We start from the raw sequence: 13752 nt of genomic DNA on the forward strand, positions 1-13752 counted from the left end.
TATTTTTATTCTATATTGCTAAGAAAAAGGGAAGAAAATCGTACAACTCTTTTTATGAATGTACGATTTTCAATGAACAAAAATGATTATTGCGGAATATATAGCGGCATATGACCAGTCAAAATGATCGTTACAACAAAGATAACGAAGATGCCCAACGCCCATTTTGCCGATTCTTTTTGCCACTGTCCCATATCCAAACCTGTTAAACGAAGTAATAGGTAAATGAAGGCAACTAATGGACTTAATAAGTGGAACGCTTGTCCCATCAATGAAGCTAAGGCCATTTGCATATCGGTGAAACCATAAGCCCGTCCAGCTTCTGCTAAAACAGGTAACACACCAAAGTAAAAACCATCATTTGAAATAAAGAAGGTACCAGGAGCGGAAATCAATGCAATAACTAAGCCCCAGAAACCAGCCAATTGATTTGGAATTATTTTTGTGAAACTTTGAGCTAATGCATCTGCCATACCAGTCCCTTGGAAAAGTCCCATGAAAACACCAGCGGCGAAAACTAAGATAACAACTTGCACAGCATCGCCACCATTTGCACCGATCCGTTTAGATTGATCTTTTAATACTGGATAATTGACCATCAAAGCGACAACAGTACCTGTTAAGAATAAGAACAACGGTGGTAAGCCAAGTCCAACAAATGAGTCTGTTACTAATAAAGCAATCAAACCAATGGTCAAAATCGCATTGAATAACCAAATTTTAGGTCGACGGATCGCCAATGTTTCTTCATCTGTAACAGTTGTCATTGCATCGATTTCTTCATCTGTCAATTGCTTGATGCCAAGACGAGCGCGTTCTTTTCTCCCCATAGAAGGTGCTACGATGAAGATCACATAGAGTAACGCAATGATCATGCCAGGAATTAGATAAGCCAAAATTTCAGCGCCGACATTCAATACGCTCATCGCACGAGCTGTCGGTCCACCCCAAGGAAGTAAGTTCATGATCGTGTTTTGTAAAATAACCAAAACACCTAGGTTCATTAATTTCATATCTAATTTTTTATAGATAGGAATAAAGGCAGAACAACAGATCAAGGTCGTAGTCGTTCCATCTCCATTAAGAGAAACGGCTGCAGCGACAACGGCTGTAGCGATCAATACTTTCATTGGGTCGCCTTTTGCAATATGGATCATTTTTTTCGTGATCGGGTCAAATAATCCAGCATCCAACATAATTGAAAAATAAAGAATGGCGAACAATAACATGATACCTGTAGTGGATGTTGTTTTGATACCTTCCATCACAAAGTCTCCAATAGAGCCTTCCTTAGAAACACCCGCAAACATCGCGATCAGAGCAAAAATCAGTGGAATCAAAACTAAAGCTGTAAACGGTGACATTTTCTTTTTCATGATGACAAACATGAATATGATAATCATCACATAAGACAAAACAGTTAATAACATTTTTTTCTCTCCTTCAACACTAAATTCGTTTTCCGAAACAATCGGGCGTCTCTTTGTGGTGTTGGGTCTATAGAAAAATAACAGTAAGGTAGATTTAGAAAGCCCTTTCTTGTTTCGTTAACAATGCTAAGTTTAATCTAAGAAAGTGTAGATAAATAGACGATAAGCAGAAAAAGAACACCAAAAAAACAGAGATGGTAGCGGTTTCTTAAAGAGATGTTAATAAGATATTAATAAAACCTTAAATGCTCAAGAACGTTGATTTATCAATGTTTGTGTATGATTTGGGCAAAGTAGTACAAAGAGGAACAGCGAAAGAACAATTTAGGCTTGATGATTTCATTTTATTGTAATCGTTTTTACCTATAATGAATTCATAAACAGAAAGGATGTGAGTTCATGGGTCTATTTGAACGGCTGTTTAATAAAGAAAAAACAGAAATAAAAACGAATGAAGCACCACTTTCTCCTACTATAGAAGAACAGAATGAATGGCAGGAAGTTGTTGGGTACATTCCAGCAGAAAGCAAAGAGTATCAACTTGTTTCGCTGATTGCAACAGCAATTGCTGCTGGAGATCAACCAGAAAGTGAATTTGTTATTAAACGCATTTCAAAAAGAAATCCAGAAGCACAATTAGTTTCTGTGATCGCTACTAGTATTGCATCGGCTGATCACACAGAAAGTCAGTTTGTCATTCGGTCAATCAAGGAGAAAAGAACGACTTAGCTTTTGGATTACTTGATAGCTTCGGTCAGTTTGTTGGAAAAAGATAAATTATGAAAGAGGTAAAAAGCACCTCAGTCATAATTTCCTATTTTTCAGTCGAACCTGAACGAGCCCATTACACTTTGCTTTGAATCACAGTGAATGAAATGAACTGATGCTGAAAAGTACAAGGTGAAGTGAAGTGGAACGTTGTTACAGATGTGTTATCTAGTTCCATGGGCTAGACTCTCGGAAAAAAGATAAATTATGAAAGAGGTAAAGAGCACCTCAGTCATAATTTCCTATTTTTCAGTCGAGCCTGGACAGCCCATTACACTTTAAATTTTAGGAGGAGAAAAAATGTTACGTAAGTTTAAAATCTCAATTGATGGAAAAGAGTATTTAGTAGAAATGGAAGAAATTGGTGGCGTGCCACAAGTCCCAGCAGCTCCAGTAGCACCGGTTGCACCAGTAGCTCCTGCGGCAGAAGCGGTACCAACGCCTGCACAAGCGGATACAACAGCTTCTGTAGCGAACACGCCGGCTGGAAGTGATGCAATGCCATCACCTATGCCTGGAACAATCTTGAGGATTTTAGTAAATGTTGGAGATACGGTTCAGGAAAATCAACCATTAATGATTCTTGAAGCCATGAAAATGGAAAATGAGATTGTAGCTGGTAAAGCAGGTACGGTCACAGGAATTCATGTTCAACAAGGTGATATGGTCAATCCTGGAGAACCATTAGTTACAATCGGTTAATAAGAAAAAAGTAGTTCAATTATAAAAGAGGAAGTGACGTTTGTGGAAACATTAATTGAAGGTGTAGTAGGAATGGGGCATGAGCCGGGACGTATTGTAATGATGGTCATCGGAGGCATCCTGATGTACTTGGGAATCAAAAAAGAGTATGAACCTACCTTACTTGTACCGATGGGATTGGGGACGATTTTAGTCAATTTTCCTAATTCTGGTGTACTAAGTGCTGGCGGAGAAGCTGGTCCGTTTCAAGTGTTGTTTGATATAGGAATTTCGACCGAGTTATTTCCGCTGTTACTATTTATCGGAATTGGCGCTATGATCGATTTTGGGCCATTATTACAAAATCCATTTTTATTGTTATTCGGTGCCGCTGCGCAATTTGGGATTTTCTTTACGATTATTGCAGCAGTTTTATTAGGATTTGATTTAAATGATGCGGCATCTATCGGAATTATCGGAGCAGCGGATGGTCCAACATCAATCTTTGTTGCAAACACGTTGAATTCGAAATATATGGGTGCGATTATGGTGGCAGCTTATTCTTATATGGCCTTGGTCCCGATTATTCAACCAGTGGCGATCAAAGCAGTTACAACGAAAAAAGAACGCAAAATCCGCATGACGTATCGTGCTGGTGAAGTATCACAAACAGCGAAAATTTTATTCCCAATCGTAATTACGGTTGTCGCAGGATTGGTAGCACCAGTTTCTCTTCCACTCGTTGGGTTCTTAATGTTTGGGAATTTACTGCGTGAGTGTGGTGTCTTAGATCGTTTATCTGTGACAGCGCAAAATGAGTTAGTAAACATTATCAGTATTGTGCTAGGATTAGCGATTTCAGTGAAAATGCAATACGAAGAATTTTTACAAATTGATACGTTAATGGTTATTGGTTTGGGGTTAGTTGCCTTTGTAATGGATTCAGTTGGTGGTGTCTTGTTTGCCAAATTATTGAATCTGTTTAGAAAAGAAAAAATCAATCCGATGATCGGTGCAGCAGGAATTTCAGCATTCCCAATGTCTAGTCGAGTGATTCAAAAAATGGCAACAGACGAAGATCCACAGAACTTTATTTTAATGCATGCAGCAGGTGCAAATGTATCTGGACAGATTGCCTCAGTTATTGCGGGCGGCTTATTATTAGCATTACTTGCGTAGCATTTGATAGAAGAAAGAGAAAGGAGCTTGTTTATGTCAGCTGATTTATTAAAATCATTAGAACTATTGGTTTTTGGTTGGGGTGGCGTGTTTGTTGTCATTTTCGTGATTTACTTTGCGTCGTTTATGTTAAATAAATTATTCCCACCGAAAAGCTAGGATGTGTTAAACAATGAACATCAGAAGAATTTGGCTTGATCGAGATTTTGCAGCAAAACAGCAGTGGTCAGATTTTTTGATTAACGCTGATCTTATACCAGATGACCAGTTAGACTATACGATTGGTATTTATGATCAGGAAAAACTGATTGGAACAGGATCGATTTTTCGGAACATTTTAAAATGTATTGCTATTGATTCTTCCTATCAAAATGAAAATCTGCTTTCTCAAATTGTTCAAGCTTTACGAGAAAGATTACAGGAAACAGGCTATCAGCATTATTTTTTATATACAAAACCAAAAACTAGTAAGTTGTTTCGCTCTTTAGGTTTTACTGAAATTGCGGCAACAGCTGAACTGGTTTTTATGGAGCAGGGCTTTCCTGATTTTGAAGACTATCTAGTGGAACTTAAAAAGCATCAGCAAATGACAGAACAAAATGCAGCAATTGTAATGAATGCTAATCCATTTACAAACGGTCATTTATATTTAGTGACAGAAGCGGCAAAATGTGCGCAGACTGTTTATCTCTTTGTTTTGTCTGAGGAACGCTCCTTATTTGATGCAAAGACGCGTTTTAAACTGGTAAAAGAAGGCGTCAAGCACTTATCGAATGTTGTCGTTTTACCAACAAGAGAATATATGGTTTCAAGTGCAACATTTCCTTCCTATTTTCTAAAAAATCAAGCAAAGGAAAATATTGCAAGAGTTCAAGCAGAACTAGATGCAACTCTATTTAAAGAGAAAATTGCGCCCGTTTTAAATATCACGAAAAGATTCGTTGGGGAAGAGCCGTTGTCACCTGTGACAAACATCTATAATCAAGCAATGGAAAATGTGTTTTCTTCTGCATTGAACCTGATTATTTTACCTAGAAAAAAAGTGGATGATGAAGTAATTAGTGCTTCAAGAGTCCGAGCTTTAATGAAAGAACAAGCCTATGAAGAGATAAAATCGCTTGTTCCTAATAGTACATTCAAAGAAATCATGAACCAAAAAAAAGAATAAGAGGTGTCCATTTTGGAAATTAAGCAAAACGCATCCGCTGGTACAACTGAATCAAGTGATATTTTGATCACGCTCGCTCAAAATGACGCAAAGGGGATTCATATCGATTTAGATAGTAGTGTTGAAAAACAATTTGGCCGTCAGATTCGAGCGAAAATACAAGAAACCTTAGAAAAGTTAGCGGTAACGAATGTGAAAGTCAATGCAGTAGATAAAGGAGCATTAGATTGTACGATCGAAGCACGCACGATTGCAGCGGTTTACCGTGCAGCTGGTGAAGAAATGATCGATTGGCAGGTGATTCAGTCATGGAACGTTTAAGAAGAACGATGATGTTTGTACCTGGAGCGAATGCTTCAATGCTAAGAGATGCGACGTTATACGGCGCTGATTCGCTGATGTTTGACTTAGAAGATGCTGTTTCTTTAAAAGAAAAAGATAGTGCCCGTTTACTGGTTTATAATGCTTTGCGGACTTTTGATTATTCGAGTGTGGAAACCGTTGTGCGCATCAATGGGCTAGACACAGTTGGCCGTCAGGATGTTGAAGCGATGGTTTTAGCAGGAGTGGACGTTATTCGTTTGCCTAAAACAGAAACAGCTCAAGATATTGTTGATGTAGCTGCAGTGATCACTGAAATGGAAACAAAATATGGCATCAGTGTCGGAACAACTAAAATGATGGCAGCAATCGAATCTGCTGAAGGTGTTTTGAATGCTCGAGAAATCGCATTAGCGAGTGACCGATTAATCGGAATTGCGCTTGGTGCTGAAGATTATGTAACAAATATGAAAACACATCGCTATCCAAATGGACAAGAATTATTTTTTGCCCGTAGTTTTATTCTGCATTCAGCTAGAGCAGCTGGAATTGCAGCAATCGATACAGTTTATTCAGATGTCGATAATACAGAAGGGTTCCTAGCAGAAGTTGAGCTGATTAAACAATTAGGATTTGACGGCAAATCAGTCATTAATCCACGTCAAATTCCTTTAGTAAATAGTGTATATGAGCCGACTGAAAAAGAAATCCAAAATGCAAAAGAAGTGATCTGGGGTATTCGTGAAGCCGAAGCAAAAGGCTCAGGTGTGATTTCAGTGAATGGGAAAATGGTGGATAAACCAATTGTTGAACGAGCTGAGCGAGTGATTGCGCTGGCCGTTGCAGCAAAATTAATTTCTGAGGAGGAAGTCTAAGATGAAAAATAATGTAGGCAAAGAAATTCCAGATAATTATGCTGAACAATACGGTTTATTTAAAGGTGAGCTAGCGAATATTCGTGAGTATAAAGAGTCTAGCCGTACAATCAATCCTGTTAGACCGAGAGACACGAAACTATTAGGTAGTTTAAAAGAAGCCATTGAAAAAACAGGCCTAAAAGATGGCATGACCATTTCATTCCACCACCATTTCCGTGAAGGCGATTTTGTAATGAACATGGTTTTAAAAGAAATAGCTGCACTAGGAATCAAGAATTTATCGATTGCGCCTAGCTCCATCGCAAATGTTCATGAACCATTGATTGACCATATCAAAAATGGTGTGGTAACGAACATTACCTCTAGTGGGTTACGAGATAAAGTTGGGGCTGCGATTTCTGAAGGAATCATGGAAAATCCAGTTGTGATCCGTTCACATGGTGGTCGTGCGAGAGCGATTGCTGCAGGGGATATCCATATTGATGTGGCTTTTCTTGGTGCGCCAAGCTCAGATGCTTATGGCAATGTAAATGGAACGAAAGGGAAGGCAACTTGTGGTTCGCTAGGCTATGCTATGATCGATGCAAAATATGCAGATCAAGTAGTAATCATTACAGATAGCTTGATGCCTTATCCAAATACACCAATCAGTATTCCGCAAACGGATGTAGATTTTGTTGTAGAAGTTGATGCGATCGGTGATCCTGATGGCATAGCCAAAGGTGCTACTCGTTTTACAAAAAATCCGAAAGAACTACTGATTGCAGAATATGCAGCAAAAGTGATTACACATTCGCCGTATTATAAAAATGGTTTTTCCTTCCAAACTGGAACAGGTGGGGCGGCATTAGCTGTTTCTAGATTTTTGAAGGAAGCCATGATCAAAGATGGGATTACAGCAAGTTTTGCCTTGGGTGGTATTACAAATGCAATGGTTGAGTTATTAGAAGAAGGACTCGTTGAAAAAATTATCGATGTCCAAGATTTTGATCATCCTTCCGCTGTTTCTTTAGGCAAGAATGAAAATCACTACGAAATTGACGCAAATATGTATGCTTCGCCATTAAGCAAAGGTTCAGTGATCAATCAATTAGATACTGCAATTCTTTCTGCGTTAGAAATCGATACGAATTTTAATGTGAATGTTATTACAGGATCAGATGGGGTGATTCGTGGTGCATCCGGCGGACATTCTGATACCAGTGCGGCTTGTAAGATGAGCTTAGTGATTGCACCATTGATCAGAGGGCGCATTCCAACAATTGTTGAAGAAGTCAATACAGTCGTAACGCCTGGTAGCAGCATTGATGTCGTGGTGACAGAAGTTGGTATTGCCATCAATCCAGAACGTCAAGACTTGGTCGAACATTTTAAAGCACTGGATGTGCCGCAATTAACGATGAAAGAACTTCAAGAAAAAGCCTATAGCATCGTAGGTAGACCAGATACTATCCAATATGGGGACAAAGTCGTTGCATTGATTGAATATCGTGATGGTTCTATTATCGATGTGGTCAGAAATGTCTAGAGTTTATTTAAAGGGAGAAACGATTACACTGATGAACATGCTGAATGCTCGAGAAAAGCGAGTAACCATTCAGCAAGAACTTTTAACAAAGCATCCTACGCGTACTCTATTAAGCGCTACAATGAATATTCCTGGACCTGTAAAGACGAATGAGCAGCTAAGACATGCATTTTTAACTGTCATTAAAGAGATCAAAACTCTTTTTCCTCCTGAAAAAATGGTTGCTCACAAACACCGAGAGTTGAAAACAGGTTCAGAATATTATCTAGTCCTTAATGAAACACCTGAAGAGCTGAAGAAAAAACTAATTGAAATTGAAGAAACGCATCTCTACGGTCGTTTGATGGATTTAGATGTTGTTTATCTAAAAGATCAAATCCTACGTTCTATCAGCCGCACCGAACTAAATCACAAATCAAGAACTTGTTTTATCTGTGAAGAAGAAGCAAAAATTTGTGGCAGACAAAGACAGCATAGTGTAGAAGAAATGCAACAAGCAATAAGTCAACTATTGAGAAAGGAAGGATAGAATGACAAAAAAAATCCTTTTTACCGAAACTGTGCTGCGTGATGGTCAACAAAGTCAAATCGCCACACGCATGCCGACAAGTGATATGCTGCCAATTATTCAAACATTGGATGAAGCAGGGTATCATGCTCTAGAAATGTGGGGCGGAGCAACGTTTGATGCCTGTATTCGCTTCTTAAATGAAGACCCATGGGAACGTTTAAGAACGATTCGAAAAGCAGTTAAACATACAAAATTGCAAATGCTTTTAAGAGGTCAAAATTTACTTGGGTATAAAAACTATGCCGATGATGTCGTAGAAGCTTTTGTGCAAAAATCAATTGAAAACGGAATCGATATTATCCGTGTTTTTGATGCGTTAAATGACACAAGAAATTTACAAACTTCAATTGAAGCAACAAAAAAATTTGGCGGACATTGTCAGCCGGCGATTTCTTACACGACTAGTGATTTCCATACGATTGATTACTTTGTCGGATTGACGACAGAATTAGAAAAAATGGGTGCGGATTCTATCTGTATTAAAGATATGGCAGGAATTCTAACACCAGATGATGCGTACCGTTTAGTTACAGAAATCAAAAACAAAATTCAAGTACCGTTAGAAGTTCATACGCATGCCACAAGCGGTATTTCCGAGATGACTTATTTGAAAGCTATCGAAGCAGGCGCAGATATTATTGATACAGCGATTTCTTCATTTTCTGGTGGAACAAGTCAACCAGCCACAGAATCAATGGCATTAGCATTAGAGAATTTAGGCTATAATACACATTTAGATATGAAGAAAGTAGCAGAAGCTGCCGACTATTTTAATCCGATCCGTGATAAATTTAGAGAAGAAGGCGTATTGAATCCTAAAGTAAAAGACACAGAACCGAAAACGTTGATTTATAAAGTTCCTGGCGGAATGTTGTCGAATTTGTTAAGCCAATTGACAGAACAAGGTCTAGCAGACAAATACGAAGAAGTCCTAAGAGAAGTACCCAAAGTGCGTGCTGATCTAGGTTATCCGCCACTTGTAACACCACTATCTCAAATGGTAGGAACACAAGCAGTAATGAATGTGATCAGTGGGGAACGCTATAAAATGATTCCTAAAGAAATCAAAGATTATGTTAAAGGACTGTACGGCAAACCACCTGTTGCAATTTCAAAAGAAATGACGAAATTGATCATCGGTGAAGAAGAAGTGATCACCGTTAGACCAGCGGATTTATTAAGTCCTGAACTTCAAGAATACAAAAAAGAAATTGAAGAATATGCAAAATCAACGGAAGATGTGTTGATGTATGCATTATTCCCACAACAAGGAAAAGATTTCTTAGGAAGAAGAGAAGATCGATTTTACGATGTTCCAATGCAAGAAGTGAACGTTGTGTTAGATATTTAATAAAAAGATTGGGTGGTAAAAAAGCAGCTAGCACCGAGAAATGAGAATCAAATAGGTGCTACACAATACATCATAGTTTTTGTTGTGTTTCACGGCAATTCTAGCTTATTTCTAGAAGTTGAACATGTCCGTCTAACACTCACTGTGAATCATTGAATCATTTCGTTCTTCATGATTGACAACAATGTGATCGAAGTATAATGTAGTATCAGTTTTTTTACCACCGTTTATTCAGGTTTTAAGAGCGCTAATATATAACTCGAAAAGTTATGTCTTAGCGCTTTTTTTGCTATTTTTTAAAGAATTTAGTAACTAAACTAAAATATTTTTGTCTTACATGAAAGCGGTAAAAATCATTCGAAATAGAGGAAATAGAGCTTAGTAAATGTTACTTGATTTAAGTAGAATTTTTGTTTTTTTATTATGGATTTTAAATTAAATTATAATGTGTGTTCTATGCTAATTAACTAATTTTAGTTTAGAAAAATCTTATTAAATAGGATTAATCGTTTATATAAAAGGATTTTCATACATAACACAAAGGTAACATGTTTGTGTTAATTAATATAACTTTTCTCATCGTTATAAAGGTTTACTTTTATTTATAATGCCGTTATAATGGCTAAAATCAAGTCATATATGAGATTGCGATTTTGCTTGTACATAGATATGGATTGAAATTATTGATTATACGAGCTAAAGTTCTAAAAATTAACGCCTTTCTGAAAAAAGATAAAGAATGATGGTGATAAAAAAGCCACTTTCCTATTTTTTATCAAGGCAGACCAAGTTCTTTTAGCTTTTATTATTATCTAGCTATGTAGGCTAACCTTTCAGAAAAAAGATAAAAATGGATAGTGGCGAATAAAGCCCCCTCAATTTTTCCTATTTTTCGTTCAAGGTTGACCAAGCCCGCTCAGCTTTTAAATTAGGAGGGATGTTTTTGATTACGAGTAAGCAATCTTCAGAAACTTTTTTTGAAATGAAGGGTCAGAAGTATCAGTATTATTCATTAGCTTCATTAGAAACGAAACAACATCAATTTGTTTCAACATTACCGTTTAGTATTCGTGTGTTATTGGAATCACTATTGCGTCAGGAAAATGGTGTCGGAATCACGCAAGAACATATTGAAAATTTAGCTAAATGGTCTTCAGACCATGAGAATAAGGGGGAAGTCCCTTTTAAACCTGCTCGAGTGATTCTTCAAGATTTTACAGGGGTTCCCGCAGTTGTTGATTTGGCTTCTTTGCGAAAAACAATTGCAGATTTTGGTGGCGATCCTACTACAATCAATCCCGAAGTTCCTGTTGATTTGGTTGTGGATCATTCTGTTCAAGTGGATGTAGCTGGAGTCAAACAAGCGCTACAGTTAAATATGAAAATGGAATTTCAACGCAATCAAGAGCGTTATCGTTTTTTAAGTTGGGCTCAAAAAGTTTTTGATAATTATCGGGTTGTACCACCTGCAACTGGCATTGTTCATCAAGTCAATATTGAATATTTAGCTTCTGTTGTGACTCAAAAAAAACTAGAAGACGATACGATTTTACTCTATCCTGATACCTTAGTTGGGACGGATTCACATACAACAATGGTCAATGGATTAGGTGTACTAGGTTGGGGTGTTGGGGGAATTGAGGCCGAGGCGAGCATGCTTGGTGAACCCTCTTATTTTCCAATTCCCGAAGTTGTTGGTGTCCGCTTTGTCAATGAGTTATCTCAAGGCGCAACAGCAACCGATTTGGCTTTAAAAGTAACGCAAGTATTAAGAGAACAAAAAGTGGTCGGAAAATTTGTTGAATTTTTTGGAGCAGGGGTAGTCAGCCTAAGTTTAGCTGATCGAGCAACGGTGGCTAATATGGCACCTGAATATGGGGCAACTTGCGGCTTCTTTCCTGTAGATGATGAAACCATTCGTTATTTGAGACTAACAGGAAGGGAAGAAGAAGCAGTAGCAGTTACAGAGTACTATTTGAAGGAAAATCAATTATTTTATGATCCTTTAAATGATTCAGAGCCGAATTATACTAAGGTCATCGAAATCGATTTAAGTGAGATCGAAGCGAATCTTGCAGGACCCAAAAGACCACAGGATCTCGTTCCCTTATCAGAAATGAAAACAGCGTTTGAACAAGCAATAACAGCACCAGAAGGTCTACAGGGATATGGATTATCTAAAACACAACAGGAACAAAGCGTTGCTTTAGATTTAGAAGGTGTCCACCATGAATTAAGACCGGGAGCAGTAGCAATTGCAGCAATCACCTCATGTACAAACACATCGAATCCATTTGTGATGTTAAGTGCAGGATTAGTGGCTAAAAAGGCTGCCAAGCTTGGATTAAAGGTGCCAAATTATGTGAAAACCTCTTTAGCACCAGGTTCAAAAGTCGTAACAGCCTATTTAGAAAAAGCTGGATTATTGCCTTACTTAGAAGAACTAGGCTTTCATTTGGTAGGGTATGGTTGTACAACGTGTATTGGTAATTCAGGTTCGTTGAAGCCGGAAGTGGAAGAAGTCATCAAAGAAAATGATCTGCTAACCGCAGGTGTTTTAAGCGGAAATCGTAACTTTGAAGGACGTATTCATCCATTAGTTAAAGCAAATTATTTAGCTTCACCGCCACTCGTTGTACTGTATGCATTAGCTGGAACGGTAGCTATTGATGTACTTCATGAACCGATTGGTTTAGGGGACAATGACATTCCAGTTTACTTCAATGATCTATGGCCAACTCGTGATGAAATTCAGGCGTTGATCGACGAATTTGTTACACCTGAATTGTATAAGCAAGAATACGCAAGAGTCTTTAGTGACAACGACGAATGGAATAGTATCGAGACTGACAACAAGCCGCTATATGGCTGGGAAGACACGTCTACTTATATTGCTAATCCACCTTATTTTGAAGGAATGACAAAAGAAAGAGAACCAAGGAAACCATTAAAACAATTAGCTGTCTTGGCTAAATTTGGTGATTCTGTGACAACTGATCATATTTCTCCAGCTGGGAGTATTCAAAAAAATAGTCCAGCAGGTCAGTATTTGATAGATCGAGGTGTATCAGTTCGTGAGTTTAACTCTTATGGTGCCAGACGTGGTCACCATGAAGTGATGATGAGAGGAACCTTGGCGAATATTCGGATTCGCAATCAGTTAGTTCCAAACGTAGAGGGAGGCTACACTATTTTTGCACCAACGCAAGAAAAGATGGCCATCTATGATGCAGCGATGAAGTATCAAAAGCAAAATACAAAGCTTGTGATTTTAGCGGGTGATGACTATGGAATGGGTTCATCAAGAGACTGGGCGGCTAAAGGCGTTCAACTTTTAGGTGTTGAGGCTGTGATAGCTAAAAGTTATGAACGGATCCATCGCTCTAATTTAGTTATGATGGGTGTTTTACCATTGCAATTTAAACCAGGTGAAGATGCAGATAGTTTAGGACTAACAGGAACTGAACTATTTGACATTGCGATTGATGAAACAAAAGGGATTTTGGACAAGGTAGCTGTTACAGCAACTAAGTCTGATGGAGAAACGATTCAATTTGATACGATTCTTCGTTTTGATTCAGCTGTTGATATTACCTATTATCAACATGGTGGTATTTTGCCGATGGTGATTCGTAAGAAACTTCAACGTTAGTTTGAGATAAGTAAAAAACATGAGATAAAACGACAGGAAGGTTGTTACTCTATGTTATCTAGCTTTACGAGCTCGTTCAGCTTTTAAATGGTCTAGCTTTACGAGCTAGCATCTCGGAAAAAAGATAAAAATGGAGAGAGACAAAAAACGTCTCAATCAATTTTTCCTATTTTTCATTCAATGCTTTACGAGCTCGTTCAGCTTTTAAATGGTCTAGCTTTACGA

At 38.0% G+C, this 13752-nt stretch carries 12 protein-coding genes; 11 read left to right on the plus strand and 1 reads right to left on the minus strand.

Features of this window, described 5'->3' with window-relative positions:
• Nucleotides 1–86: 86 nt before the first annotated feature.
• Complete coding sequence (locus I580_RS09090) at nt 87–1430, minus strand: CitMHS family transporter (protein ID WP_010771668.1); 1344 nt, start codon at nt 1428–1430, stop codon at nt 87–89.
• A gap of 399 nt (nt 1431–1829) precedes the next feature.
• On the opposite strand from I580_RS09090, the gene I580_RS09095 reads away from it, so the two are divergent.
• The 11 genes from I580_RS09095 to acnA all read left to right on the plus strand — a co-directional run bounded on the left by I580_RS09095 (nt 1830) and on the right by acnA (nt 13527).
• Nucleotides 1830–2159, plus strand: coding sequence for a hypothetical protein (locus tag I580_RS09095; protein ID WP_010771669.1), 330 nt, complete (start codon nt 1830–1832; stop codon nt 2157–2159).
• A gap of 339 nt (nt 2160–2498) precedes the next feature.
• Nucleotides 2499–2900 (plus strand): acetyl-CoA carboxylase biotin carboxyl carrier protein subunit, encoded by a 402-nt coding sequence (locus I580_RS09100; protein WP_010771670.1) that lies wholly within the window; start codon nt 2499–2501, stop codon nt 2898–2900.
• Nucleotides 2901–2942: 42 nt separating this feature from the next.
• Nucleotides 2943–4058: a sodium ion-translocating decarboxylase subunit beta gene (locus I580_RS09105; protein ID WP_010771671.1), complete on the plus strand. Its 1116-nt coding sequence runs from the start codon at nt 2943–2945 to the stop codon at nt 4056–4058.
• A gap of 33 nt (nt 4059–4091) precedes the next feature.
• Nucleotides 4092–4217 carry an OadG-related small transporter subunit gene (locus tag I580_RS17335; RefSeq protein ID WP_010760868.1) on the plus strand — a complete coding sequence of 42 codons (126 nt, stop codon included), beginning with the start codon at nt 4092–4094 and terminating at the stop codon, nt 4215–4217.
• 13 nt (nt 4218–4230) lie between these two features.
• The gene (gene citC / locus I580_RS09110) at nt 4231–5226 is read left to right on the plus strand and encodes a [citrate (pro-3S)-lyase] ligase (RefSeq protein WP_010771672.1); all 996 of its coding nucleotides are present in this window, start codon (nt 4231–4233) and stop codon (nt 5224–5226) included.
• A gap of 12 nt (nt 5227–5238) precedes the next feature.
• On the plus strand, nt 5239–5547 hold the full coding sequence (gene citD, locus I580_RS09115; protein ID WP_010771673.1) for a citrate lyase acyl carrier protein: 309 nt from the start codon (nt 5239–5241) through the stop codon (nt 5545–5547).
• Complete coding sequence (gene citE / locus I580_RS09120; protein WP_010771674.1) at nt 5535–6422, plus strand: citrate (pro-3S)-lyase subunit beta; 888 nt, start codon at nt 5535–5537, stop codon at nt 6420–6422. The genes citD and citE overlap by 13 nt, the downstream gene beginning before the upstream one ends.
• A gap of 1 nt (nt 6423) precedes the next feature.
• Nucleotides 6424–7953 (plus strand): citrate lyase subunit alpha, encoded by a 1530-nt coding sequence (gene citF, locus I580_RS09125; protein ID WP_010771675.1) that lies wholly within the window; start codon nt 6424–6426, stop codon nt 7951–7953.
• On the plus strand, nt 7946–8482 hold the full coding sequence (gene citX, locus I580_RS09130; RefSeq protein ID WP_034860197.1) for a citrate lyase holo-[acyl-carrier protein] synthase: 537 nt from the start codon (nt 7946–7948) through the stop codon (nt 8480–8482). The genes citF and citX overlap by 8 nt, the downstream gene beginning before the upstream one ends.
• A 1-nt stretch (nt 8483) precedes the next feature.
• Complete coding sequence (locus tag I580_RS09135; RefSeq protein ID WP_010771677.1) at nt 8484–9875, plus strand: oxaloacetate decarboxylase subunit alpha; 1392 nt, start codon at nt 8484–8486, stop codon at nt 9873–9875.
• A gap of 937 nt (nt 9876–10812) precedes the next feature.
• Nucleotides 10813–13527, plus strand: a complete 2715-nt coding sequence (acnA, locus tag I580_RS09140; RefSeq protein ID WP_034860199.1) for an aconitate hydratase AcnA — start codon at nt 10813–10815, stop codon at nt 13525–13527.
• Nucleotides 13528–13752: the final 225 nt, after the last annotated feature.

Origin of the sequence: Enterococcus caccae ATCC BAA-1240 (assembly GCF_000407145.1) — a bacterium.
Classification (GTDB): domain Bacteria; phylum Bacillota; class Bacilli; order Lactobacillales; family Enterococcaceae; genus Enterococcus_L; species Enterococcus_L caccae.

What these genes read in the sequence shown, in the direction of transcription:
- citC (WP_010771672.1), top strand. Translation starts at nt 4,231, where the DNA reads ATGAACATCAGAAGAATTTGGCTTGATCGAGATTTTGCAGCAAAACAG.
- I580_RS09135 (WP_010771677.1), top strand. Translation starts at nt 8,484, where the DNA reads ATGACAAAAAAAATCCTTTTTACCGAAACTGTGCTGCGTGATGGTCAA.
- citF (WP_010771675.1), top strand. Translation starts at nt 6,424, where the DNA reads ATGAAAAATAATGTAGGCAAAGAAATTCCAGATAATTATGCTGAACAA.
- I580_RS09090 (WP_010771668.1), bottom strand. Translation starts at nt 1,430, where the DNA reads ATGTTATTAACTGTTTTGTCTTATGTGATGATTATCATATTCATGTTT.
- citE (WP_010771674.1), top strand. Translation starts at nt 5,535, where the DNA reads ATGGAACGTTTAAGAAGAACGATGATGTTTGTACCTGGAGCGAATGCT.
- I580_RS17335 (WP_010760868.1), top strand. Translation starts at nt 4,092, where the DNA reads ATGTCAGCTGATTTATTAAAATCATTAGAACTATTGGTTTTTGGTTGG.
- citX (WP_034860197.1), top strand. Translation starts at nt 7,946, where the DNA reads ATGTCTAGAGTTTATTTAAAGGGAGAAACGATTACACTGATGAACATG.
- acnA (WP_034860199.1), top strand. Translation starts at nt 10,813, where the DNA reads ATGTTTTTGATTACGAGTAAGCAATCTTCAGAAACTTTTTTTGAAATG.
- I580_RS09095 (WP_010771669.1), top strand. Translation starts at nt 1,830, where the DNA reads ATGGGTCTATTTGAACGGCTGTTTAATAAAGAAAAAACAGAAATAAAA.
- I580_RS09100 (WP_010771670.1), top strand. Translation starts at nt 2,499, where the DNA reads ATGTTACGTAAGTTTAAAATCTCAATTGATGGAAAAGAGTATTTAGTA.